21 protein-coding genes and 1 pseudogene are annotated in these 22197 nt (G+C 73.8%); 12 read left to right on the top strand and 10 right to left on the bottom strand.

The window, feature by feature from the left end:
• Positions 1-18 precede the first annotated feature (18 nt).
• Genes ACZ3ZD_RS23875 through ACZ3ZD_RS23830 form a run of 10 tightly spaced genes read left to right on the top strand, consistent with a single transcriptional unit; the run spans position 19 to position 11715 of the window.
• Positions 19-747: a TauD/TfdA family dioxygenase gene (locus tag ACZ3ZD_RS23875; protein WP_467400721.1), complete on the top strand. Its 729-nt coding sequence runs from the start codon at positions 19-21 to the stop codon at positions 745-747.
• A 28-nt stretch (positions 748-775) separates the two neighbouring features.
• Positions 776-1789 carry an AurF N-oxygenase family protein gene (locus tag ACZ3ZD_RS23870; RefSeq protein WP_467400719.1) on the top strand — a complete coding sequence of 338 codons (1014 nt, stop codon included), beginning with the start codon at positions 776-778 and terminating at the stop codon, positions 1787-1789.
• A 58-nt stretch (positions 1790-1847) separates the two neighbouring features.
• Positions 1848-3155 carry a KamA family radical SAM protein gene (locus ACZ3ZD_RS23865; RefSeq protein ID WP_467400716.1) on the top strand — a complete coding sequence of 436 codons (1308 nt, stop codon included), beginning with the start codon at positions 1848-1850 and terminating at the stop codon, positions 3153-3155.
• Positions 3152-4642, top strand: coding sequence for a GNAT family N-acetyltransferase (locus ACZ3ZD_RS23860; protein WP_467400715.1), 1491 nt, complete (start codon positions 3152-3154; stop codon positions 4640-4642). Before ACZ3ZD_RS23865 ends, ACZ3ZD_RS23860 begins: the two co-directional genes overlap by 4 nt.
• Positions 4639-5751: an Ldh family oxidoreductase gene (locus tag ACZ3ZD_RS23855; RefSeq protein ID WP_467400711.1), complete on the top strand. Its 1113-nt coding sequence runs from the start codon at positions 4639-4641 to the stop codon at positions 5749-5751. Before ACZ3ZD_RS23860 ends, ACZ3ZD_RS23855 begins: the two co-directional genes overlap by 4 nt.
• Positions 5748-6980, top strand: coding sequence for an ATP-grasp domain-containing protein (locus tag ACZ3ZD_RS23850; protein WP_467400707.1), 1233 nt, complete (start codon positions 5748-5750; stop codon positions 6978-6980). Before ACZ3ZD_RS23855 ends, ACZ3ZD_RS23850 begins: the two co-directional genes overlap by 4 nt.
• Positions 6977-8314: a GNAT family N-acetyltransferase gene (locus tag ACZ3ZD_RS23845; RefSeq protein ID WP_467400706.1), complete on the top strand. Its 1338-nt coding sequence runs from the start codon at positions 6977-6979 to the stop codon at positions 8312-8314. The genes ACZ3ZD_RS23850 and ACZ3ZD_RS23845 overlap by 4 nt, the downstream gene beginning before the upstream one ends.
• On the top strand, positions 8305-9228 hold the full coding sequence (locus tag ACZ3ZD_RS23840) for a branched-chain amino acid transaminase (protein ID WP_467400703.1): 924 nt from the start codon (positions 8305-8307) through the stop codon (positions 9226-9228). Before ACZ3ZD_RS23845 ends, ACZ3ZD_RS23840 begins: the two co-directional genes overlap by 10 nt.
• The gene (locus ACZ3ZD_RS23835) at positions 9218-10606 is read left to right on the top strand and encodes an MFS transporter (protein WP_467400700.1); all 1389 of its coding nucleotides are present in this window, start codon (positions 9218-9220) and stop codon (positions 10604-10606) included. Before ACZ3ZD_RS23840 ends, ACZ3ZD_RS23835 begins: the two co-directional genes overlap by 11 nt.
• On the top strand, positions 10603-11715 hold the full coding sequence (locus ACZ3ZD_RS23830) for an alpha-hydroxy acid oxidase (RefSeq protein WP_467400696.1): 1113 nt from the start codon (positions 10603-10605) through the stop codon (positions 11713-11715). Before ACZ3ZD_RS23835 ends, ACZ3ZD_RS23830 begins: the two co-directional genes overlap by 4 nt.
• Here ACZ3ZD_RS23830 and ACZ3ZD_RS23825 read toward each other — a convergent pair.
• From ACZ3ZD_RS23825 to ACZ3ZD_RS23780, 10 genes are all read right to left on the bottom strand, one after another.
• Positions 11700-12419, bottom strand: a complete 720-nt coding sequence (locus ACZ3ZD_RS23825; protein WP_467400693.1) for a PhzF family phenazine biosynthesis protein — start codon at positions 12417-12419, stop codon at positions 11700-11702. The genes ACZ3ZD_RS23830 and ACZ3ZD_RS23825 overlap by 16 nt on opposite strands.
• A gap of 105 nt (positions 12420-12524) precedes the next feature.
• Complete coding sequence (locus ACZ3ZD_RS23820; protein WP_467400690.1) at positions 12525-13193, bottom strand: response regulator; 669 nt, start codon at positions 13191-13193, stop codon at positions 12525-12527.
• The gene (locus tag ACZ3ZD_RS23815) at positions 13190-14491 is read right to left on the bottom strand and encodes a sensor histidine kinase (protein ID WP_467400688.1); all 1302 of its coding nucleotides are present in this window, start codon (positions 14489-14491) and stop codon (positions 13190-13192) included. Before ACZ3ZD_RS23815 ends, ACZ3ZD_RS23820 begins: the two co-directional genes overlap by 4 nt.
• 35 nt (positions 14492-14526) lie before the next feature.
• Positions 14527-15378 carry an ABC transporter permease gene (locus ACZ3ZD_RS23810; protein WP_467400686.1) on the bottom strand — a complete coding sequence of 284 codons (852 nt, stop codon included), beginning with the start codon at positions 15376-15378 and terminating at the stop codon, positions 14527-14529.
• On the bottom strand, positions 15375-16313 hold the full coding sequence (locus ACZ3ZD_RS23805) for an ATP-binding cassette domain-containing protein (protein ID WP_467400681.1): 939 nt from the start codon (positions 16311-16313) through the stop codon (positions 15375-15377). Before ACZ3ZD_RS23805 ends, ACZ3ZD_RS23810 begins: the two co-directional genes overlap by 4 nt.
• Positions 16314-16604: 291 nt before the next feature.
• Positions 16605-17987 carry a sensor histidine kinase gene (locus tag ACZ3ZD_RS23800; protein WP_467400678.1) on the bottom strand — a complete coding sequence of 461 codons (1383 nt, stop codon included), beginning with the start codon at positions 17985-17987 and terminating at the stop codon, positions 16605-16607.
• A complete protein-coding gene (locus ACZ3ZD_RS23795) occupies positions 17984-18664 on the bottom strand; it encodes a response regulator transcription factor (RefSeq protein WP_467400676.1) in 681 nt (226 codons plus the stop codon). The genes ACZ3ZD_RS23800 and ACZ3ZD_RS23795 overlap by 4 nt, the downstream gene beginning before the upstream one ends.
• Complete coding sequence (locus ACZ3ZD_RS23790) at positions 18618-19349, bottom strand: phosphatase PAP2 family protein (protein ID WP_467400673.1); 732 nt, start codon at positions 19347-19349, stop codon at positions 18618-18620. Before ACZ3ZD_RS23790 ends, ACZ3ZD_RS23795 begins: the two co-directional genes overlap by 47 nt.
• Complete coding sequence (locus ACZ3ZD_RS23785) at positions 19346-19954, bottom strand: phosphatase PAP2 family protein (RefSeq protein ID WP_467400671.1); 609 nt, start codon at positions 19952-19954, stop codon at positions 19346-19348. The genes ACZ3ZD_RS23790 and ACZ3ZD_RS23785 overlap by 4 nt, the downstream gene beginning before the upstream one ends.
• Positions 19951-20619: a DedA family protein gene (locus tag ACZ3ZD_RS23780; protein WP_467400669.1), complete on the bottom strand. Its 669-nt coding sequence runs from the start codon at positions 20617-20619 to the stop codon at positions 19951-19953. The genes ACZ3ZD_RS23785 and ACZ3ZD_RS23780 overlap by 4 nt, the downstream gene beginning before the upstream one ends.
• A 109-nt stretch (positions 20620-20728) precedes the next feature.
• Here ACZ3ZD_RS23780 and ACZ3ZD_RS23775 point away from each other — a divergent pair, with 109 nt between their 5' ends.
• Positions 20729-21097 carry a BlaI/MecI/CopY family transcriptional regulator gene (locus tag ACZ3ZD_RS23775; protein ID WP_467400666.1) on the top strand — a complete coding sequence of 123 codons (369 nt, stop codon included), beginning with the start codon at positions 20729-20731 and terminating at the stop codon, positions 21095-21097.
• Positions 21094-22013, top strand: a pseudogene (locus ACZ3ZD_RS23770) (M48 family metalloprotease). Before ACZ3ZD_RS23775 ends, ACZ3ZD_RS23770 begins: the two are co-directional and overlap by 4 nt.
• The last annotated feature ends 184 nt before the right edge of the window (positions 22014-22197 follow it).

Raw genomic sequence — 22197 nt, 5'->3', positions numbered from 1 at the left:
CGCAGAAAGGCCAGTCCCATGACCACCGTTGTCCATCGGCATGCCCAGGAACTGCTCGACCAGGGCTACACCCTCCTGCACGGCATACGGTCCGACGAGGAGGCCGCCGAGGCACTGCGCCCGTTCGGGGACCTGATGCCCCAGTACGACGGCCGGCTGCGCTACCAGGTGAAGGCGGCCCCGGGCTTCGAGGACCGCCGCTACTCGAAGAGCACGAACACCATCCTCGTCCACACCGAGGCCCCGGGCTGGGCCCCGCCGCCGCGCCATCTGGCCCTGCACTGCCGGGTGCAGGCGAAGTGCGGCAGCGGGCACACCGAACTCGCCGACGCGCGCGAGCTCCTGGCCGGACTCGACGCGACCGCGGCCCGGGCCGTGCGGGAGGAACAGATCGACTGGCTCGGGCACAACACCGGCGGCACCGGCACCGAAGGGGTGCGCCGGCCCGTGGTGGAGCAGGACCCCGACGGCCGGGAGATCATCCGTTTCAGCTACAACCTGCTCACCGCCGGCCACTACGACCCCCCGGTCGACGCCCGCCCCGAACCCGAGACCCTTCCCCTCGGCCGGCTCGGCCTCGAACTGGCCCAGCGCGCCGAGGACTTCTTCCGCGAGCACAAGGTCTCCGTCCTCATCCCGGAGGACTCCCTGCTCGTCTGGGACAACCAGCGCATGCTGCACGCCCGTTCCGAGTACCAGGACGCGCGGCGCCACCTCACCCGCTACTGGCTCTCCGAGCGCGTCTGATCACTCCTCCCCACCCATGAAGGACGTCATGAACGGCAACTCCCCCCTGTCCACCGAAGAGCCCACCCTCGCGCTGCCCGACGGCATCCCGACGTACGACCCGAACGACCCCGTGGAGAACGCCGTCATACGGCGCCTCGTGGGGAACTGGCACCGCCGGGCCACGGTCAAACGCGAAGAGCCCGACCTGGACGACCTGTTCGAGCCCGAGCGGGCGGACTACCCCGAACAGATCCTCCCCTTCCACGACCACCCGACATGGCAGGCGCTCGCCCCCGAGAAACGCTCCGAGGTGCTGAGCTGGGCCTGGATCGCCTACAACCGGCACACCGTGATGGCCGAGCAGAAGGTGGCCAACCCGGCCTTCGCCCTCGTCATGGAGGGCGAGTACCCCGCACTCCAGGGCGAGGCGCTCAACCTGTCGCTGGCGCAGGCCATGGTCGACGAGCAGTACCACACCCTGATGCACCTCAACGCCAGCGCGGTGACCCGCCGCCGGCGCGGCATGGCCATGCCCGACCACGAACTGCCCCTGTCACACACCGCGCGCCGGCACCAGCGGCTGCGGGACGACGCCGGCGAACGGTGGCAGCGCTCGCTGACCACCCTGGCGTTCGCGACGGTCTCCGAGATCTCGATCAACGCCTATCTGGACCTCCTCGCCGACGACACGGACATCCAGGTCATCAACAGCACGACGGCGAAGCTGCACAACCGCGACGAGTACTGCCACGCCTCCATCTCCGCCGTGCTGGCCGAGATGGTCTACGACAAGCTGGACGCACCGCAGCGCAGGTTCTTCCTGGACATGCTGATGGAGGGCCTGGACGCGTTCGTCGCCAACGACTACACCACCTGGGAACGCATCATCGACCTCACCGGTGTCCCCGGCGGCCGGGAGATGCTGAAGGACTGCCAGGCCGACAGCGGCCGCAAGCGGCTGGTGCGCGAGTACACGGGCCTGCACAGCCTGGTCGAGCAGATGGGCGTGACCGAGCAGATCGACTTCGACTGGTCCCGCTCCCACATCGCCACCGCCTGACCCACCCGCTCCCCACGCTGCGCGGGACCCCCACCGAACGGCCCGAGGTCTCTACCGGATGAAAACCTTCTCCCACGAACGACTGGCAGAACTGGCCCGCAGCCGCGGGCTGTCGGAGGACTACCTGCGCGACCTGCGGGTCGTGTCCGCCGTACTGCCCTTCAAGGTCAACGACTACGTCGCCGACGAGCTGATCGACTGGTCGGCGGCACCCGACGACCCGGTCTTCCGCCTCACCTTCCCGCACCGGGACATGCTGCCGCCGGACACCTTCGACACCATCGCGGGCCTGCTGGACGCCGATGCCCCGCGCGAGGTGATACGCAAGGCGGCCGCCGACGCCCAGACACTGCTCAACCCGCACCCCGGCGACCAGCTGGAAGCCAACGTCCCCACGCTCGACGGACGCCGGCTGCCCGGCCTGCAGCACAAGTACGCCGAAACGGTGCTGGTCTTCCCGTCCCAGGGACAGACATGCCACGCCTACTGCGGCTACTGCTTCCGGTGGGCCCAGTTCGTGGGCGTCGCCGAACTCCGCCAGGCCCTGCGCGATCCCGCCGACCTGACCGGCTACGTCGCCACGCAGCCCCAGGTCACCGATGTGCTGTTCACCGGCGGCGACCCCATGATCATGAAGACGGCGGTGCTGCGCCGCTGGGTCGACCCCCTGCTCGACCCGGCCATGGAACAGGTGCGCACCCTGCGGTTCGGCACCAAGGCCCTGGCCTACTGGCCCGACCGCTTCCTCGGCGACGCCGACGCCGACGACCTGCTGCGGCTCTTCGAACGCAGCGTCGAGGCCGGCCGCCACGTCGCGGTCATGGCGCACTTCTCCCACCCCAGGGAGCTGGAGGGCACCCGGGTCCGCCGGGCCATCGCCCGGATCCAGGCCACCGGTGCGGTGATCCGCGCCCAGGCCCCGCTGATCGGCCACGTCAACGACGACAGCGGCGTCTGGGCGCGGATGTGGCAGCGGCAGGTCGAACTGGGCGTCGTGCCCTACTACATGTTCGTGGAACGGGACACCGGCGCCCGCAGCTACTTCGGTGTGCCGCTGGCCCGGGCCCTGGACATCTACACCGACGCCGTGCGCGGCGTCTCGGGGCTGGCCCGCACCGCACGAGGACCGGTGATGTCCGCCGCGCCCGGCAAGGTGGCGGTCGACGGCGTGGTCACCATCGCCGGGGAACGCGTCTTCTCGCTGCGCATGCTGCAGGCCCGCGACCCCGAGTCGGTCGGGCGGCAGTTCTTCGCCGCGTACGACCCGACCGCGGAGTGGCTGGACCAGCTCAGGCCCGCGCTCGGCTCGTGGTTCCCCGAGAGCCCCCGCCAGGCCCTCCCGCTGGTACCCGCGGGTGCCCTGTGAAGGTCGTCGCGCACGAGATCAGCATCACCCAGCGCCACCTGTGGCGCTCCGCCCGTGAAGCCATCCCCGTACAGCGCGCGCTGATCGTCGAGGTGGGGCAGGACGGGGTCAGCGGCTTCGGCGAGGCCTCCGCCTTCATGACCGACCACTACAACTCCGGCCTCGACCGGATGCACGCCGACCTGCGCCGGCTCGCCCCGGTCCTGCGCGAACTGGCCCCCGACGACCCGTTCGCGGTCTGGAAGGCCCTCGCCGCGCGGCTGCCCCGGTCACCGTTCCTGCTGGCCGCGCTCGACACCGCCGTACACGACCTGCGGGCCAGGCTGCTCGGCGTACCGCTGTGGCAGGCCCTCGGGCTGCGGGCGCCGGTGGGCGCCCGGTCCAGCTTCAGCATCGGCCTCGACGACACCGAGGTGATGGTCGTGAAGCTGCGCGAGCAACTCGGCTGGTCCGCCTACAAGGTGAAGCTCGCCGATCCCCGCGACCTCTCCGTCCTGGCCGAACTGCGCCGCCACACCGACGCGCCGTTCTACGTGGACGGCAACTGCGGCTGGGACCTCCCCGGCACGCTCGCCGCCCTGGACGGCATGCGGGACCTGGGCGTCGCACTCGTCGAGCAGCCCTTCCCGCGGTCCGCCTGGCGCGACGCCGAGGTACTCAAGGAAGCAAGCCCGATGCCGGTACTGGCCGACGAGAGCATCACCTCCCTCGCCGACCTGGACGCCTGCACCAGGGCCTTCCACGGCATCAACGTCAAGCCGATGAAGGCCGGCGGCACCACCCCGGCGCTCGAACTGCTGCGCGCCGCCCGGGAACGCGGGCTGATCACCATGCTGGGCTGCATGCCGGAGTCCTCGGCGGGCCTCACCGCCACCGCGCATCTCGCCCCGCTCGCCGACCACCTGGACGTCGACTCCGTCGTCCTCAACGCGGTCGACACCGGACACGGCCTCGGCGTCGACGAGACCGGCCGGGTCACGCTGCCCGACCGGCCGGGCTCGGGCTACCTGCCGGACCCGCGCCAGCGCGGCTGGCGGGTCCGCCCGGCCACCGCCGAGGAGATCCGGCCGTTGCGGCACCGGGTGCTGCGGACGGGAGAACCGGCCGAGAACGCCCACTACCCGTACGACGACCACCCCGGTGCCCTGCACCTCGCCGCTTGGGACGCCGGGCGTCCGACGGGCGCGTGCTCGCTGCTGCCCGAGGACCCGCCCGCCGAGCACCCCGTGCCCGGCCTCGCCCCGGGCACCGGCCGACGGCTGCGCGGCATGGCCGTACTCGACGAGGACCGCGGCACCGGACTGGGCAGCGCCCTGCTGCGCACCGCCCTCACCCACGCCGTGCTGGACGGCGCCACCACCGTGTGGGGCACCGCCCGCGCCCAAGCGGCCGGCTTCTTCGGCCGGCACGGGTTCCGCGCCGTCGGCGACACCTTCGAACGGCCCGGTCTCGGACCTCACCTGCTCATGTACTGGAGCCCGGAATGACCACGAACACCTCCACGGGAGCGCTGATCGAGGAGCGGGCGGCGCGGGACCTCGCGACCGCCGCGCTCACCGCGGCCGGCGTCCCCGGCGATGACGCCGCGCAGGTGGCCGACGCCCTGGTCGACACGTCCCTGCGGGGCATCGACACGCACGGTCTGCGTCTGCTCGGCCAGTACCTCGACGAACTCGCCGGCGGCGTGGCGGACGCCCGGGCCCGCATCACCGTGGCCCGGGACAGGGGAGCGGGACTGCTGCTGGACGCGGACGGCGCCCTCGGTGTCCTCGCGGGCCTCGCCGCCGCCCGCCACGCGGCCGAGCGGGCGGCACGCTTCGGTGTCGCGGCGGTCGGGGTGCGCTCCTCCAACCACTTCGGGGCCGCCTCCGTCTACACCCGGCGGCTCGCCCGGAAGGGCCTGGTGGGCCTGGCGGTGACCTCGGCGGCCTCCCGGGTCGCCCCGTTCGGCGGGGTGGAGCCCCTGTTCGGCACCAATCCGATCAGTGTGGCGGCCGGCTCCGACGACCGGGAGTTCGCCCTCGACATGGCCACCAGCCAGGTCTGCTTCGGCGAGATCAAGCAGCGCCGCACGGAGAGCCGGCGGCTCGACCGGGGGTGGGCCACCGACGCGACGGGGCAGCCCACCGAGGACCCGGACACGGCGCACGCCCTGTCGCCGCTCGGCGGATACAAGGGCCAGGGGCTCGCCATGGCGGTCACGCTCCTCGGGGCGGTGCTGACCGGCATGCCGCCGGACTGGCGGCTGTCGCAGGTGGGCGCCGGTACCGCAGGCCAGGACCGGCAGGTGGGCCACTTCGTGCTGGCGATCGACCCCGCCGCGTTCGCCGGCGAGGAACAGTTCACCGCCGGCCTCACGGAGCTGCTCGACACCGTGCGCACGGCCCCCCGGGCGGGGCAGGAACCCGTGCTCGCCCCCGGCGACCCCCAGCGCGCGCACGCACGACGGCGCCGGGCGACGGGCATCCCGCTGGACGCCGGCACCGCGGGGCGGCTGGCCGAGCTGGCCGAACGGCTCGGCATGCCCGGCCCGGTCGCCGGTCCCCTCGCCGGCCCCCTCGCCGGTCCGGAGCGGGAGGAGGCGTCCGCGAAGTGACCCTCCTCCTGATCAGTCCCCGTCACGCCCACCTGCCGTTCGCCCGCTGGCTGCCCGAACTGGCCGGGCGCATGGTGGCGGTGGCGCCCGCCTCGGCCCGGCTCGGCGACGGCTTCCGCGAGGTCCGTACCGTCCCCGACCACACCGACGACGCGGCCGTCCTGGCGGCGGCCCGGGACCTGGTGGCACGGCACCGGCCCGCGACACTGGTCGCGCTCGCGGAGTCCGACATCGAACGCGCGGCCGCGCTGCGCGCCGAGTTCGGCCTGCCCGGCTTCGACCCGCGGGCCGCCGCCGCGTACCGCGACAAGGTCCTCATGAAGGAGTACGCGCGGGCCGCCGGGATCAGCGTGCCCCGCTTCGCACCGGTGCACCGGCTCTCCGACGTCACCGACTTCCTGGCCGCGCACGGCGGACCCGTCGTGGTCAAGCCGCGGGGCGCCTCGGGGGCCACCGGCGTACACGTGGTCGAGACCGCGGCGCAGGCCACCGCGCTGAGCGAGGAGTCACTCGCCTCCACCCCGTACGAGGTGGAGGAGTTCGTCGCGGGCCAGCTCTACCACGTGGACGCCTTCCGGGTGGCCGGCCGGCCGGTGGCCGCGGTGGCCTCCCGCTACACCACACCCGGCTGTCTGTCGCACTGGTCCGACAGTCCGCACGGCTCGCGCACCCTGCCGGCGGACGATCCGCTGCGCCCGCGGCTGGTCGCCGAGACATGGCGGCTGATCGAGGCGCTTCCCTCCCCGCCGACGGTGTGCGTGCACGCCGAGTTCTTCGTCACCGCCGAGGGGGAGTTGGTGTTGTGCGAGGTGGCCGGCCGGGTGGCCGGCGGCACCATCCCGGTCATGCTGCGGCATGTCCTCGGCATCGACCCCCGCGCGCTGTGGGCCCGGGTGGAGTGCGGCCTGCCCAACGACCTGGAGGCCGTGCGCGCGCACGCCGACGCCGCTCCCTCGGCCGCGTGCTGCGGTCTGCCGCCGCAGCGGGGACGGATCCGCCGCACACCCCGAGCCGTCGAGGGCGCCCTGGACTTCACCGTCCACGGCGCGGTCGGGGACGACTGGGGCGGCGAGCGGTACGCCCGGCGCAAGTCGGGTGACTTCGTGGCGAGCTGGGTGGTCACCGCCGAGGACGACGAACGTCTGACGGCCGCCCTGGAGTCGACCGTGGCACGGGCCGCCGCCGGATTCGCCTGGGAGCTGGAAGCCGTGACCGGAGCCGCCCGATGAACGACAGCACGACATCCGTCCGGCCGCAGCAACCGCCGGCCCAGGCACCCGGGCCGGCACGCCCCGACCTGGAGGGACGGCTCCTCCCGCCCGGCGCCCGTCCGGCCGCCGGCGACTTCCCCGCCCTGGACCGGCCCGGCGTGATCTGGGAGGACGCCCGCTGGTGGCGCTTCACCGAGCGGACCGACCTGCACGAGGTGCGCTACCTGCGGATCGACGCGGACGGCCGCACGGTCGCCCTCGCGCCGCTGCTGCTCACCCGGGAGAGCGGCGGACTGCTCTTCTACGACCCGCCCCGGCTGATCGGGACGCCGGGGTCGATGGCCGAGCCCGACCTGCTGGACGCGGCCGACGAGAAGCGCTGGCACGAACTGGCGGCGGCCCTGCCGCAGGCGCGCCCCGACCAGTACCCCTCCCTCACCCTCGGGGTCTTCGGCTCCCACCACGGAGTCGTCCACGCCACCGACCGCACCCCCGCCCAGCGGGCCGCCGTGATGGCCGCCCTGCCCGCGCTGCTCCGCCGGGCGGCGGCCGAACTGGGGTGCCTCAGCCATGCCCTGCTGTACGTCGGGGAGCCGTACGCCCAGGCGGTGGACGACACGGCACGGCAGGACGGATACCAGGCCGTGCTGCTGGGGGCCGAAGGCGTCCAGCACCTCCCCGACGCCACCGACTGGGACGGTTACCTGGCCGGCCTCGGCAGCCACCGCCGCCGGCGGATCGTCAAGGAGGTGGAGCGCTACGAGGCGGCCGGCTGGCGCACCGTCGTACGCACCGGGGCCGACGCCCTGGACGACGAGGTGGTGGCCCTGCAGGTGGCCCACCGCGCCAAGTACGGCCTGCCGGGCGGGGACGAGCGGGTGCGGCGCGACTTCGACGCCGTCCGTGCCGACCTGGGCGAGAGCTGTCTCGTGCTGGGCAGCGAGCGCGACGGGCGCCTCGGCGGCTTCGTGCTCTACTTCCGGGCCGGTGACGCGCTGTTCGCCCGCACGGCCGGATTCTCCCCCGACGCCGACGGCTGCTATCTGACGCTCACCTATCACGAGACGGCCCGCTGGGCGCTGGCCCACGGTGTCCGCCGTATCCACTACGGACTGTCCGCCTACCAGGCCAAGTACGCCAGAGGCTGTGAACTCCAGCCGCGCTGGGGCTGGTTCTCGTTCTCCGGCGCCCACGCGGACGACTACCGGAACCTCGCCGACCTGCAGTCCCTCAGCATCGAACGCCGGCTCGCGTCGGTGGGCGCGCCCGCCGCCCCGGTCGCCTCGCGGGCCGCCGCGCACGGCACACGTCCCTCCCCCACCCCGTCCCACGGAGCCCCCTCATGCGACTGACACCGACCAGCACCATCTGGATGAACGGCGAGTTCGTTCCCTGGGAGGAGGCGCGGGTCCACGTCCTGACGCCGAGCCTGCACTACGGCTGGGGCGTCTACGAGGGCATCCGGGCCTACGCGACGGCGGACGGGCCCGCCGTCTTCCGGCTGCGCGAGCACCTGAAGAGGCTGCTGGACTCGGCCCACGTCTATCTGATGGATCCGGGACACACCCTCGACCGGCTCACCGAGGCCTCGCTGGAACTCCTGCGCCGCACCGGCCTGGAGTCCGGCTACCTGCGCCCGATCGTCTACCTCGACTACGGCACCATGGGCATCACACCCGACCTGGACAGCGTCCGCACCAGCATCGCCGCCTGGGCCTGGGGCTCGTACCTGGGCGAGAAGGCGGAGCAGGAGGGGTGCCGGCTGACCGTCAGCAGCTGGCAGCGCAACGGCGCCAACACCCTGCCGCCGCTGGCCAAGTCCACCGGCGCCTGCGTCAACTCCTCGCTCGCGAAGGTGGCCGCCCTGCGGGCCGGTTACGACGACGCGCTGATGCTCACCCCCAGCGGGCACGTGGCGGAGGCCTCCGCGGCCAACCTCTTCGTCGTCCGGGACGGTGTGCTGCACACCCCGCCGGTCAGCGACTACATCCTCCCCGGCATCACCCGGGACACGATCATGACGCTCGCCCGCGACCGGGGCCTCACCGTCGAGGAGCGCAGCCTGACGCGCAGCGAGATCTACGTGGCGGACGAGGCCTTCCTGACGGGCACGGCCCTGGAGCTCGTGCCCGTCGCGTCGGTGGACGACCGGCCGCTCGCGTCGGCGGGCTGCGGGCCGGTCACCCGGCAGTTGCGCGAGGCGTTCCAGGACGTGGTCCACGGCCGGGACGAGCGCTACCGGAACTGGCTCGCGTATGTCCGCTAAGGTGCGCCCGGCCGGCCCCGGAACGCTGCTCAGGACGGCCGGCCGGCTGACCGCCCTGCTGCTGCCCGACAACCGGGCCGGCCGGACCCTGGTGACCGGATCCTTCGTGGACGCCCTCGGCACCGGCATGTTCATGAGCTCCGCCACGCTGTACTTCGTCGGCGTGGTGGGGCTCGCGGCCGACCGCATCGCCTGGGCGTCCACGCTCGCCGGCGCCCTCGCCCTGCTGGCCCCGGTCCCCCTGGGCCGGCTCGCCGACCGGTTCGGCTCCGGCCGGTTCTACATCGCGCTGTTGGTGCTGCGCGGCCTCGGCTACGGCTGCTACGCCTTCACCACCCACTTCGCCCCCTACCTGGTCCTCACCGTGGCGCTGACCGCGCTCGACCGGGCCAGTACGCCCATCCAGCAGGCCGTGGTGACCACGCTGGTCGACGGGCAGGACGGCACCCGCACGATGGCCTCCATCCGTGCCGTGCGCAACATCGGGTTCACCGTGGGGATCCTGCTCGCCAGCGGGGTGTTCGCCGCCGACAGCCGGGCCGCGTTCATCGCCCTGTTCCTGGGCAACGGGCTCTCGTTCCTGGTGATCGCGCTCACCGTGCGGATCGCGGTGAACCGCGCCGCCCCCGAGACCTCGTCGACCTCGCTGCCGGACGCGCCCGTACGGCCCGGACCGGCGGCCGCCGCGGGGGAGCAGCCGGAACCGACGGTGCGGTCCCCGTTCCGCGACGGCTGGTTCATGCTGTTCACCCTGGCCAACGGGGTGCTGTCGCTCTACGACACCGTGCTGCTCGTGCTGCTGCCGATCTGGGTGATGAAGTACACCGACGTCCCCTCCGCCTGGGTCCCGCTCCTCATGGTCGTCAACACCGTGCTGACCGTGGGTCTGCAGGTCCTGGTCGCGCGCCGGGTGGACGAACCGGCCACCGCGGCACGGTTCCTGGTGTCGTCCGGCGTGCTCCTCGCGGTGAGCTGCGGTTTCTTCGCCCTCGCACAGGCCGCGGACGGCCCGGTCGTCGCGGGGTCGCTGGCGCTGGCGGCGGTGGTCGTACTGACGGTCGCGGAGAACCTCCAGTCGGTGGCCGCCTGGGAACTGTCGGCGGTGCTCGCCCCCAAGGCCGCCCGGGCCCGCTATCTCGGTGCGTTCAGTCTCGCCTTCACCGGTCAGAAGGTGATCGGCCCCAGCCTGCTGGTGGTCGCCCTGCTGCCGGCCGGGCTCCTCGGCTGGCCGGTGCTCGCCGCCGTCTTCGGCACGGCGGCCGCGACGTCGCGCACCGCGGTGCGCCACGCCCTGGCCGCCCGGGCCGGCTCGGACCCGGCCACGGCCCCCGACTCCGCCCCCGCCCCCGTCACGCAGAGCCCTGTGAGCCCGTCATGACCGACCTGCCCTTCACCACCCCCGAGGCGCCACCGCTCGCCCCGTCCCCAACGCCGCTCAACCTGGAGGACTTCCGGCGGGCGGCACGGGCGGCCGTACCGGCACCGGTCTTCGACTACCTGGAGGGCGGAGCCGCCGACGAGCACACCGTCGGCTGGAACGAGCAGGCGTACCGGCGCCACGCGCTGGCCCCCCGGGTCCTGACCGGCCACACCGAGGTGGACACGCGCTGTTCGCTGTTCGGCACCGTGCTCGATTCACCGGTCCTGCTGGCTCCCACGGCCGCCCACGGGCTGTTCCACGCCGACGCGGAGATCGCCACGGCGCGGGGCGCGGCCGACGCCGACGCGCTGCTGACGTTGAGCACCTTCTCGTCCCGGACCATCGAGGAGGTGGGCGCGGCGGCGCGCGGACCGTGGTGGTTCCAGCTCTACGTGCAGCGGGACCGCGGCCTCACCGCGGACCTGGTACGGCGTGCCCGCGCGGCCGGGGCCGGAGCCTGCGTGGTCACGGTCGACACCCCCGTCACCGGACGGCGCGAGCGGGACCTGCGCAACGGCTTCGCGCTGCCCTCGCACGGGCGCCCCGCCAACCTCGCCGACGCTCCCGCGCACGCGGCCTCCGGCCACTCCCTCCACGATCCGCGCATCGATCCCGCGGTGACCTGGGACGATCTGGAGTGGCTGCGGGACGTCGCGGGATTGCCGGTGCTGGCCAAGGGCATCCAGCGCGCGGACGACGCCGGGCGGGCCGCCGAGCGTGGCATCGGCGTGTGGATCTCCAACCACGGCGGACGCAACCTGGACACCGCCCGGCCCACCCTAGACGTGCTGCCCTCGGTTGCCGCGCGGGTGGACGGCCGGGTCCCCGTCGTCGTGGACGGCGGGATACGCCGGGGCACGGACGTGGTCAAGGCGCTCGCTCTCGGCGCCACCGCAGTCGCGGTCGGCCGCCCGTACGTGTGGGGCCTCGCCGTCGGAGGCCGGGAAGGGGTACGAGACGTGGTGCGGGCGCTGCGCAGGGAGACGGAGCTGGCGATGGCCCTGACCGGCTCCGCGAGCCTCCCCGACCTCACACCCGACCTCGTGGTGCCTCACCCGCCGGCGTAGAGCGCGGCCACCGCGTCCCGGACGTGCGCTGCGGGCCGGTCGACGGCGCAGCGACCGCCCAGCTCCACGCGGGTCTCGTCCACCGGCCGGGTGCGGATGACGGCACGGTGGCGGCCGTGCAGCACCTCCAGGCCGCGGCCCAGCTTCTGGGTCAGCAGCATGGACGCGCTGCCGCACGCCTCGTCCTCGCCCTTGCCGATCCTGGGCGCCCACAACCGGGCGCGCACGCGACCGGCGGCCTCGTCCTCCCAAGCCCACACCTGGGTGAAGTCCTCGCCGTCCGGCAGGCCGGTCAGGGCGTCGATCTCGGCCGCGTCGGCCATCCGGTAGTGGCGCCAGGGCTTCGACCAGGCCGCGGGCGCGGTCAGCCAGACCGTGCCGTCGGCGTCCCTGCGGCACGGCACCGGCCCCGCGTCGGGGACCAGCTCCCGCGGGACGCGGCCGATGCCGTGCAGGGCCTCGACGGTGGCCAGCAGCGGATGGCCGCCGAAGCGGATCGGCTGACCGTAGGAGCTGTGGATGCCGATACGGCCCCGGTCGGCGTCCCGGACGAACACGGTGGCCGGGACACCCAACCGGGTGGCCAGGTCCTGACGTTGCGCGGCGGTGACCGAAGCCCCCTCCGGTTCGGCCACCACCAGGGCGGGGTTGCCGTGCATGCCCTCGGCGTTCACGAACGCCCTCACCATCCAGCAGTCGGTCATGCCCCGACCGTATCGGCACCTCGGAGCCCATGGTCAAGCCACGGGACGGGCGTCTGCCGCGGCGATCCGGCACGTCGCGGGCACACCGCCGTCAGTGCCGTGGGCTCAGCCCGCGTGCGGTCGGGTCAGGCCGTGGTCGTAGGCGAAGATGACCGCCTGGATGCGGTCGCGGGCGCCGATCTTGGACAGGACGCGGCCGACGTGGGTCTTCACCGTGGATTCCGACAACACGAAGTGCGTGGCGATCTCACCGTTCGACCAGCCTTTGCCGATGGCGACGAGGATCTCGCGTTCGCGGTCGGTGAGGGCGCCGAGGCGCGGATCCTCGGCAGGGCTCCTGCCGCCGGGTGGCACGAGACGGGCGAACTCGTGCAGGAGGCGGCGGGTGAGGGCGGGCGCGATCACGGCGTCGCCGGCGGCCACGGCGCGGATGCCCGCGAGGAGTTCGTCGGGGCGGACGTCCTTGAGGAGAAAGCCGCTGGCTCCGGCGCGCAGGGCCGCGTAGACGTACTCGTCGACGTCGAACGTGGTCAGGACGAGCACGCGGGAGCGGTCGCCGGCGGCGACGATGCGGCGGGTGGCCTCGATGCCGTCCATACCGGGCATGCGTACGTCCATGAGGACGACGTCGGGGCGCAGTTCGGCCGTCTTGCGGACGGCCTCGCTTCCGTGCGCGGCCTCGCCGACCACCTCCGTCTCCGGCACGGAGTCGAGGAGCATACGGAAGCCGTATCGCTGGAGCGGCTGGTCGTCCACGACGAGGACGGTCGTCATCGGGTGCCGGCCTGGGGAGCGAGGTCGAGGGTGGCGCGCAGCGTCCAGCCGGCGCCGCCGGCCGGACCCGCGCTGACGTGCCCTCCGTAGAGTGCCGCTCGTTCTCGCATGCCCACCAGGCCGTGTCCTTCCTCGTTCACCGCGCCGGGACGGCCTCCCGGTGCGGAGGGGCCGGAATCCTGGACGGTGATGGTCAACCGTGCGTCCTCGACGAGGATCGCCAGGTTCGCACGGGCGCCCGCGCCGGCGTGCTTCAGGGTGTTCGTCAGGGCTTCCTGCGCGATGCGGTAGACCGTCAGCTGCACCCCGCTGTCGAGGGCGTCGGTGTCCCCGGCCGTACGGTAGACGACCTCCAGACCCGCGGCGCGCACCGCCTCGCACAGCGCGTCGATGTCCGCGAGACCGGGCTGGGGGCTGAGTTCCGGCTCGCCGCGGGGGCCGTCCGGCTCGCGCAGGACGCCGAGCACGCGGCGCAGTTCGCCCAGGGCCTGGCGGCCGGTGTCGCCGATGAGGCGCAGGGCCTCCTCGCCGCGCTCCGGGGCGGCGGCGGTGGCGTAGGCGCCCGCGTCGGCGAGGGTGATGATGACGGACAGGTTGTGGCCGACGATGTCGTGCATCTCGCGGGCCACCCGGGCCCGTTCGGAGGCGACGGCGAGTCTGTCCCGCTGGTCGCGTTCGATCTCCAGCCGGGCCGCGCGGTCGCGCAGCCCGGCGAGCTGAGCCCGCCGGATACGGATCACCAGGCCGAGCGCGAGTGCCGCGGTCGCCGTGCCGAGCAGGAAGAACAGCGCGTCCCAGACCGAGACCGCCGCCGACACCCTCGCCGCGACCAGGCCGAGAACCCCTGTCGTCGCCGCGCAGGCCCACGGCAGCTGCCTCAGCCGCCCGTGCAGGGCCAGGCTGTACAGGGCGACGAAGAGGGCCACGTCCGCGCGGAGGGCGGCGCCGATCGCCCACTGGACGGCGAACACGGCCGTGACCGCGCCGAAGGCCACCGCGGGTGCCCGGCGTCGCCACAGCAGCGGCAGCACCAGCCCGGCCTGCAGCGCGAGCATGCCCGCCACCGGCAACCGGGTGAACGCCAGACGGAACCGGCGCGGACCGTCGCCGTCGTCGTCCCCGCCGATCACGCCCACCGCGTGCAGCAGGTCGGGCAGGCAGAACAGGAGGACGGCCCCGACCACCACCGCGCTGTCCAGCACCCACGGACGCGCCCGGTCGGCATGCCGGAGCCGCTGGCCGGCCCGGCCGAGCCGGGCGACCAGCGGTCCCATACCGCTGAGATCTTCGGTGGTCATGGAGGTCACCGGACCATGATGCGGGTGGCTGCCGTTCAGACGTCGCTGCGCAGCAGCCGGTACGCCGCGCCGCCCAGGGCCAGGGCCGTCCAGCCGAGGAAGACCAGGAGCCCGGCGCCCGGAGACAGAGTGGTCGAGTCGTGCGTCAGGGCGAAGAGCGACTCGCCGGCGCTGCTGGGGAGGTAGGGGTTGATGTCGCCCTGCCACGAGCTGGGCAGCAGGGAGACCAGCCCGGGCACGAGCATGAGGGCCGCGACCAGCACCGAGATGCCGCCGGCCACCGACCGCAGCAGCGCGCCCAGGGCGGTGCCGATGACGCCGACCAGGCCCAGGTACAGCCCGGCACCCAGCAGGCTGCGGACGACGCCGGCGTGGCCGAGGCCCATGGCGGCGGGCGTGCCGGAGACGATCCGGCTGCCGATGAGGAAGGCGACGAAGGCGCCGGCCGTCGCGATCACCAGCGCGACCACGCCGAACACCGCCGCCTTGGACCAGAGCACGGGCAGCCGGCGCGGCACCGCGGCCAGCGTCGAGCGGATCATGCCGGTGGAGTACTCGCCGGCCGTGACCAGCACGCCGAGCACACCGAGGGCGAGCTGGGCGAAGTTGGTGCCGAAGAGGGACAGGCTCGCGGCCGTCGCGGTGGCGAAGTCGCGGTCCAGGTGCCGGCCGGAGTCGATGTTGGACTTGTAGTGGCTCGCGGCGATGACGCCGAAGGCGACGAGGAACAGCAGGCCCAGGCCGAGGGTGATCCAGGTGGAGCGCAGGGACCAGAGTTTGGCCCACTCCGAGGACAGCACGCGCCTGCCGGTCACCCGGTAGGCGGGCCGGGCGGGAGCGGCCGGAGCGGTCCCGGGGGTTTCGGGTGCTGCCGTGAGGGTGCTCATGCCGCGCTCCCGGAGGTCTCGGTGCCGATGGTGGAGCCGTGGTACTCCACGGCGTCCCGGGTCAGTTCCATGAACGCCTCCTCCAGCGACACCGCCTTCGGGGTCAGTTCGAACAGGGGGATGGCGTGCTCGGCCGCCTTCAGGCCGATGGCGCGGGCGGAAAGCCCGCTCACCTGCAGCTCCTCCGAACCGATCCGGCCGGTGATCTCCACGCCCGGCCCGGCCAGCACCTCCCGCAGCCGTGCTGGGTCGTCCGTCGCCACCCGCACGGTGTCACCGCCGGCCTCGCGGACCAGGTCCTGCACGGTCGTGTCGGCCAGCAGCCGGCCCCGGCCGACGACGATCAGGTGATCGGCCACCAGCGCCACCTCGCTCATCAGGTGCGAGGAGACGAACACCGTACGTCCCTCGGCGGCGAGGGAGGTGAGCAGGTTGCGGATCCAGAGGACGCCCTCGGGGTCGAGCCCGTTGACGGGTTCGTCCAGCATCACCGTCTGCGGGTCGCCGAGCAGGGCGGCGGCGATGCCGAGCCGCTGGCCCATGCCGAGGGAGAAGGCACCGGCCCGCTTCCTCGCGACGCTGCCGAGACCGGCGAGTTCGACGACCTCGTCGACCCGGCGGCGCGGGATGCCGTGGGTGAGTGCGAGCGCCCGGAGGTGGTTGTGCGCCGAGCGGCCCGGATGGATCGACTTGGCCTCCAGCAGGGCTCCCACCTCCTGCAACGGCGCCTGGTGGCGGGCGTAGCGCTTTCCGTTCACCGTGACGGAGCCGGCGGTCGGCGCGTCCAGGCCGACGATCATGCGCATCGTCGTGGACTTGCCCGCACCGTTGGGTCCCAGGAAGCCGGTCACCGTGCCCGGCTTCACGGTGAAGTCGAGTCCGTCGACGGCTGTCTTCTCCCCGTACCTCTTGGTGAGCTGCTGTGCCTCGATCATGGGCGCCCTCTCTCGGAATGCGGCACCCGGAACGCCTGGCGCCTCGTTCCTCACGCTACGTCCGTGACCTGCGGAATCCGGTGGTACCAGGGGGCTGAACACCGCCGGCGAGTGGTACCGGGGTACTACGACCCGGTGGTGCGCACGGAGCGGACGCGGGGTCGCACGGCCGGCCCGACGGCGGGTCAGGCGGCCCGGGCCGGCGGGGGCGGGCAGCGGGTACGGGGCCGTCGGCGGCGTACCACCCGGCCGGCGGCCTGCGCCGGTCGGTGCGGGAGGGGCGGGCACCGGTCACCCGGCGGGCAGACGGACCGTGAACCTGGCCCCCGGCGTGTGCAGGGGGTCGTACGACACTTCACCGCCGGCGGCGCGGGCCAGGCGTCGCGCGAGCGGCAGCCCCAGGCCCGCGCCGTCGTGTCCGTCGCCGGGATCGGCGCGCCGGCCGGGCTGGAACAGGTCGCCCGCGAACGTCGCCGGCACGCCGGGACCGTCGTCGACGACGTCGATCCGCACGGCGCCGGGGACGCGCCGCGCCGACACGGTCACGCGGGAACGGGCGTAGCGGGTGGCGTTGGCGAGCAGGGGGCTGAGGATGCGTTCGAGGGGGGCGGGGTCGACACCCGCCTCGAGCCTCGGCGCCTCCGCCTCCACCGCCGCCGTCACACGGGCCGGGACGGCGAGACGCTGGACCAGGCGGTCCAGTACCTGCACCACCTCGGTCGTCCCGGGGACCGTCGCCGGACGCAGCGCGTTCTCGCGTGCGTCGTCCAGGAGCGTGTCGCAGATGACGCGCATCGACCCGGCGGCCTCGGCGATCACCTCATGGGCGGCGCGCGTCTCGGCGTCCGTGCGGGGGCGGGCCCGCCACCAGTCGAGTTCCATGACGATCCGGGTGAGCGGCGTACGCAGTTCGTGGGACAGCTCTCCCGTCAGCTGCTGCTCGTGGCGCAGCACGGTGCGTATGCGGTCCAGAAGCGCGTCCAGGGAGGCACCGAGGCGGGCGAGTTCGGCCGGATGGGTCTCCGTGCCGAAGCGCTCGTCCGAGCCCACGGCGCTCCACTGCGCGGCCTGGTCGGTCATCGTCCGCACGGGGCGCAGTGCCCGGCCGACGGCCAGGCGGGTGAGGACGTAGGTGCAGCCGAGCATCACGGCGTCCAGCACGAGCGATCCCACCAGCAGGGTGTCGGCCGAACTGCGGTACGGAGCCAGGTCCAGGGCGGTGACGACGGTGGCGGGGGCGCGGCCGGGGACGCGCTGGGCGCACAGCCGGACGGGCCGGTGACCGTGTGCCCGGACCGTCGCGCAGGCATCCTTCGGCTGGGCGGCCAGCCGGTCGGCGGCTCGGGTAGGCGGCTCACCGGCCGTCGCGGACGGCGGCTTCTCCAGCAGACGGGTTCCGGCGTAGATCCACACGTTGGCGTCGAGGAGGCGGTCGTTCACGGTTTCCAGGACGCGCGCCCGGAATCCGGTGGTGTCGACGGTCGCGGCCACCGCTGCCGCCCGGTTGCGTAGTTCGTCGTCCGCCTGGTGCTGCAGATGCCTGTCCATCACGGCGTTGAACAGGACGGTCAGGATCGTCATCAGCAGGCCCGCGGTGGTCAGCGCCACCAGCGAGAGCCGACCGCGCAGGGTGCGCGGGGCGAGGCGCCGCGGGACACGCCGGGCTCGGTTCATGACAGGCGGTGTCCGATCCCGCGCGCCGTACCGATCGTCAGGCCGCTGCCCGCCTCACGCAGCTTGCGGCGCAGCCGGCTCAGGTACTGGTCCAGGGTGTTGTCACCGACGTGCGCGCCCTCGGGCCAGCCGGCCCGCACCAGGTCGCGGCGGCGTACGAGGGTCGCGTTCGCGGCGGCCAGGGTGGCCAGCAGCCGGAACTCCGTGGGGGACAGGGCGACGGCGCGTCCGCCGTGCACGGTGACGGTGTGGTTCACCGCGTCCAGGGCCAGGTCACCGGTCGCGGCCACGGCCGGGGTGGCCGCGACCGTGGTGGCCGCCCGTCTGATGGCCGCTCGCAGTCTGGCGGCGAGTTCGGCCAGGTGGAAGGGCTTGGGCAGGTAGTCGTCGCCCCCGGCGGAGAAGCCGGACAGGCGGTCGGTGAGCCGGTGGCGTGCGGTCAGGAAGATCACGGGGGCGAGGAAGCCGTTGGCACGCATCGCCTGGCACACGTCCCGCCCGTCGGCGTCGGGCAGGCCGACGTCCAGGACGGCCGCCGCGACCTCGCCCGTGGCGAGACGCAGGGCGGTGGCGCCGTCGGCGGCCGGGACCGGGGCGAAATCCTCCTCGTACAGGCCGCGGCGCAGCACGTCACGCAGGGCGTGATCGTCCTCGACGACCAGGATCTTCTGTCGCATGGTCCTCAGCCGGTGTCCGAGTGGGGGTGGTCATGTCGGTGAGCAGGGAGGCGGGCAGCCAGTGGGCGGCCGCGCACAGGCACACCCCGAGCCAGCCGGCGGCGAACAGCCAGCCGCCGACGACATCCGTGAACCAGTGCACTCCCAGATAGACCCGGGTGAGCCCGACCAGCAGGCCCCAGCCGCACACCGCGATCCGCAGGACCGTTCCCCCGCGGGGGGCGCGCAGGCTGAGCGCGACGATCAGCAGGCCGGCGGTCAGGGCGGCCGTGGTGGAGTGACCGGAGGGGAACGCCCAGCCGCTCGCATGTGTCGTCCAGTCGCTCCCCGGCGGACGCGGCCGCTGGATCGACTCCATCACGCCATAGCGCAGGATCTCACCCACGGCGAGACAGGCGAGTGCGAGGGCGGAGGCGAGCAACCGGGTCCGTGGCGTGCGTCCCACGACCGCTCCGGCCAGGGTCGCGAGGACGTACGGGACCACGCCGCTGCCGGTGGCGGTCACCGCCCGGGCCAGCGCCACGGCCTCCGCCGGGCGGTGGCCGACCGACCGTATGAGGAATTGGTCGTCCAGCCACAGCGGTGCGCCGGCCCGGCCGGTGACGACCAGCGCCAGCACGGTGAACGCCGCCCACGCACCGAGGCCGACGCTGCCCGCCACGTCGCCGACGTCCTTTCGGTTCATGACGCCGACAGCAGCACGCGCAGGGGAGCGGCCGCCGCGAGCCGTCCGGCCAGCGCCCCGGAACGGCCACGCACCACGGCCATGGTCACGAACGCGACGCACGCGCCCACGACCAGTCCGGTCGCCACGTCGTGCGGATAGTGCACGCCGACCCAGACCCGGGAGGCCGCCATCGCGACCGCCGCCCCGCAGGCGATCGCGCCCAGCCGCCGCGACACGAACAGCAGCGCCACGGCGGCCGTCGCGGCGATCGCCGCATGGTTGCTCGGGAACGACCAGTCACCGTGCCCCGGACACGCCTCCAGGGTGCGTACCGGCAGGTTCCGGCAGGGCCGATCCTCGCGGACGAGCAGCTTCAGGACATCGTTGACCCCGTACGCGAGGACCACGACCACCGGCACGGCCAGCGCCGTCAAGGCAGGTCCGGGTCCCCTGCGCCGCGCCCACCACCAGGCCAGGACCATCAACAGGGCGAACACCGCCAGACCGTACGTCGACCACACGGTGATCGCGGTGTCCAGCCAACCCGGCGAGCGCGCCGCGAGGCCCACCACACCGCGGTACGCGGAACCGTCGATCGACGCCCCGCCGAACGCGAGCATCATCCGCGGGCCTCCCCGGACCTGGCGCGCCGCCGGCCGCTGTACAGCTCCAGGGCGAGCGGGATCAGCGACAGCACCACGATCAGGGCGACCAACGGCAGCAGATAGCGGTCCACGTTCGGGATCGAGGAGCCCAGCGCGTAACCCGCCAGGGTCAGTCCGACGCTCCACACCAGCCCGCCGGCCACCTGCCACAGCGTGAACACCCGGGTCGGCACGCCCAGCGCGCCCGCGAGCGGATTGAGCACGGTACGCACCACCGGCACGAATCTGGCCAGCACGATCGCCTTCGCGTGCCCGTAGCGCGCGAGCAGCGCCTCGGCTCGCTCGGTCCCCTCGCGCAGGCGCGCCGAGCGGCTGCGGGCCAGCAGGGCGCCGCCCGCCCGGCGCCCGATGAGATAGCCGCACTGCGCGCCGGCCAGCGCGCCGAACACGGCGGCGGTCAGCAGCGGCCCCAGGGAGAGGTGTACGCCGTGCCGCCCGGTGCCCGTGCACAGCAGGCCCGCCGTGAACAGCAGCGAGTCGCCCGGCAGGAAGAATCCGATCAGCAGGCCGGTCTCGGCGAACATCACCACGCCGACGCCCAGCACACCGAAGGCCGCCAGCAGTGACTGCGCGTCCAGCGGGTTCAGCGCGAGCTGCGACGATAGAGCCACGGGTGTGGTCATCGGCAGGAGTCCTTTCGTACGGGCCGCCGGATGGTACGGCACCCAACCGTCTACAATCCCGTAGACGGTCTACGGCAGTGTAGACGATCGCGGAGTGAGGATCGTTCCCATGAGAGCCGAAAAGGACGAACGCCGGCCGGCGGGCGAGCTGGAGGCCGCCGTGATGGCCGCACTGTGGGCGGCCGGCACGCCGCTGACCCCCGCCCAGGTGCAGGCCGAACTCGCCTCCGGTCTGGCCCGGACCACCGTGACGACCATCCTGACCCGCCTGTACGAGAAGGGGACGCTGGAACGCGAGCGGCAGGGCCGCGGCTACGCGTACCGGCCCATAGAGGACCTGCACGGCCTGACCGCCCTGCGCATGCACAGCGAACTCGACCGCGGCAGCGACCGCGAGACGGTCCTGGCCCGCTTCGTCGCCCAGCTCAGCCCGGACGACGAGCAGCTCCTGCGCCGCCTGCTGGAGGACAGCCCATGAGGACCGCCCTGCTGCTGATCCCCCTGCTTCTGCCCTGGGCCGCACCCGCGCCGGCCCGCCGGATCCTCGACCGCGGCACGCCCGTGGCCGCCCTGTGGACCCTGACCGTCTCGGCGCTGCTGCTCGCCGCCGGCACCGTCGCGGCACTCGGCACCCTCGCCCTGACCGGCGTGCTCAGGATCCCGGCCTTCGCCGCGCTGGGCGAGCTGGTGCACCCGCTGCACACGCCCTCCGCGCGCCTGGTCCTGCCCCTGGCCGCCCTCGCCACCGGCCTGCTCGCCCTCGCCGCGCTCGCCCTGGTCCGCACGGTGCTGCGGCAGGCCGCCGGCCTGCGCATCGCGCGCTCCGAGGCCGGGCGGGCGACCTGTGCGTCGTCGACTCCCCGCGCCCGGACGCGTACGCCCTGCCCGGCCGCCCGCACCGCATCGTCGTCACCACCGGCATGCTGCGCCGCCTCGACGCGCGTGAGCGCGAGGCGCTCTTCGCACACGAGCGCGCCCACAACGCGGGCGGCCACCACTACTTCCTGGCGGCGGCCGAGCTGGCCGCCCACTGCCACCCCGCTCTGCGCCCGGTCCGCGAGGCCATCCGGCTGGCTGCCGAGCGCGCCGCCGACGAGGCCGCCGCGACCGCCGTCGGCGACCGCCGCCTCACCGCGCGTGCCATCGCCCGCGCCGCCCTCGCGGCCCACGAGGCGGAATCCGCCCGGCCCGCGATGACCCCCGCGGCCACCACCGGCCCCGTACCGCGCCGCGTGGCCGCCCTCCTGTCCCCCGCCCCGCACGCCCCCCGCGCCCTGCCATGGATCGCGGTCCTGCTGTCCGCCTGCGCACTGCTCTCCTGCACCACCGCCGCGACCGGCGCGCTCCACGTCCACCAGGACATCGAAGTCGCCCAAGGCGAGGCCGCCCACTGAGCAGCGGGCTCGGAGGACCCTGTGTTCCCGGGGTGGGCAGGGGGCACGGATGCCTTCAGCCGCCGCTCTCCTGCATCGGGTGCATCCGGTGCATCCGGTGCATCTGGCCGTCTACGCTGCCGATCGGCTGTCACGCTCCTCACGGCGGCCGGAGTAGCGCCCGGGTCCGATGCAGGTTCGGGTG

It is taken from the genome of Streptomyces sp. NPDC023481 (assembly GCF_055560195.1).
The sequence above is the reverse complement of the archived record's forward strand: the minus strand, read 5'-3'. Positions and strand labels throughout refer to the sequence as shown.

Bases quoted from the DNA above. Each gene is read 5' to 3' on its own strand.
- ACZ3ZD_RS23875 (WP_467400721.1), top strand. From the start codon at position 19: ATGACCACCGTTGTCCATCGGCATGCCCAGGAACTGCTCGACCAGGGC.
- ACZ3ZD_RS23870 (WP_467400719.1), top strand. From the start codon at position 776: ATGAACGGCAACTCCCCCCTGTCCACCGAAGAGCCCACCCTCGCGCTG.
- ACZ3ZD_RS23865 (WP_467400716.1), top strand. From the start codon at position 1,848: ATGAAAACCTTCTCCCACGAACGACTGGCAGAACTGGCCCGCAGCCGC.
- ACZ3ZD_RS23855 (WP_467400711.1), top strand. From the start codon at position 4,639: ATGACCACGAACACCTCCACGGGAGCGCTGATCGAGGAGCGGGCGGCG.
- ACZ3ZD_RS23845 (WP_467400706.1), top strand. From the start codon at position 6,977: ATGAACGACAGCACGACATCCGTCCGGCCGCAGCAACCGCCGGCCCAG.
- ACZ3ZD_RS23840 (WP_467400703.1), top strand. From the start codon at position 8,305: ATGCGACTGACACCGACCAGCACCATCTGGATGAACGGCGAGTTCGTT.
- ACZ3ZD_RS23835 (WP_467400700.1), top strand. From the start codon at position 9,218: ATGTCCGCTAAGGTGCGCCCGGCCGGCCCCGGAACGCTGCTCAGGACG.
- ACZ3ZD_RS23830 (WP_467400696.1), top strand. From the start codon at position 10,603: ATGACCGACCTGCCCTTCACCACCCCCGAGGCGCCACCGCTCGCCCCG.
- ACZ3ZD_RS23825 (WP_467400693.1), bottom strand. From the start codon at position 12,419: ATGACCGACTGCTGGATGGTGAGGGCGTTCGTGAACGCCGAGGGCATG.
- ACZ3ZD_RS23820 (WP_467400690.1), bottom strand. From the start codon at position 13,193: ATGACGACCGTCCTCGTCGTGGACGACCAGCCGCTCCAGCGATACGGC.
- ACZ3ZD_RS23815 (WP_467400688.1), bottom strand. From the start codon at position 14,491: ATGACCACCGAAGATCTCAGCGGTATGGGACCGCTGGTCGCCCGGCTC.
- ACZ3ZD_RS23810 (WP_467400686.1), bottom strand. From the start codon at position 15,378: ATGAGCACCCTCACGGCAGCACCCGAAACCCCCGGGACCGCTCCGGCC.
- ACZ3ZD_RS23805 (WP_467400681.1), bottom strand. From the start codon at position 16,313: ATGATCGAGGCACAGCAGCTCACCAAGAGGTACGGGGAGAAGACAGCC.
- ACZ3ZD_RS23800 (WP_467400678.1), bottom strand. From the start codon at position 17,987: ATGAACCGAGCCCGGCGTGTCCCGCGGCGCCTCGCCCCGCGCACCCTG.
- ACZ3ZD_RS23795 (WP_467400676.1), bottom strand. From the start codon at position 18,664: ATGCGACAGAAGATCCTGGTCGTCGAGGACGATCACGCCCTGCGTGAC.
- ACZ3ZD_RS23790 (WP_467400673.1), bottom strand. From the start codon at position 19,349: ATGAACCGAAAGGACGTCGGCGACGTGGCGGGCAGCGTCGGCCTCGGT.
- ACZ3ZD_RS23785 (WP_467400671.1), bottom strand. From the start codon at position 19,954: ATGATGCTCGCGTTCGGCGGGGCGTCGATCGACGGTTCCGCGTACCGC.
- ACZ3ZD_RS23780 (WP_467400669.1), bottom strand. From the start codon at position 20,619: ATGACCACACCCGTGGCTCTATCGTCGCAGCTCGCGCTGAACCCGCTG.
- ACZ3ZD_RS23775 (WP_467400666.1), top strand. From the start codon at position 20,729: ATGAGAGCCGAAAAGGACGAACGCCGGCCGGCGGGCGAGCTGGAGGCC.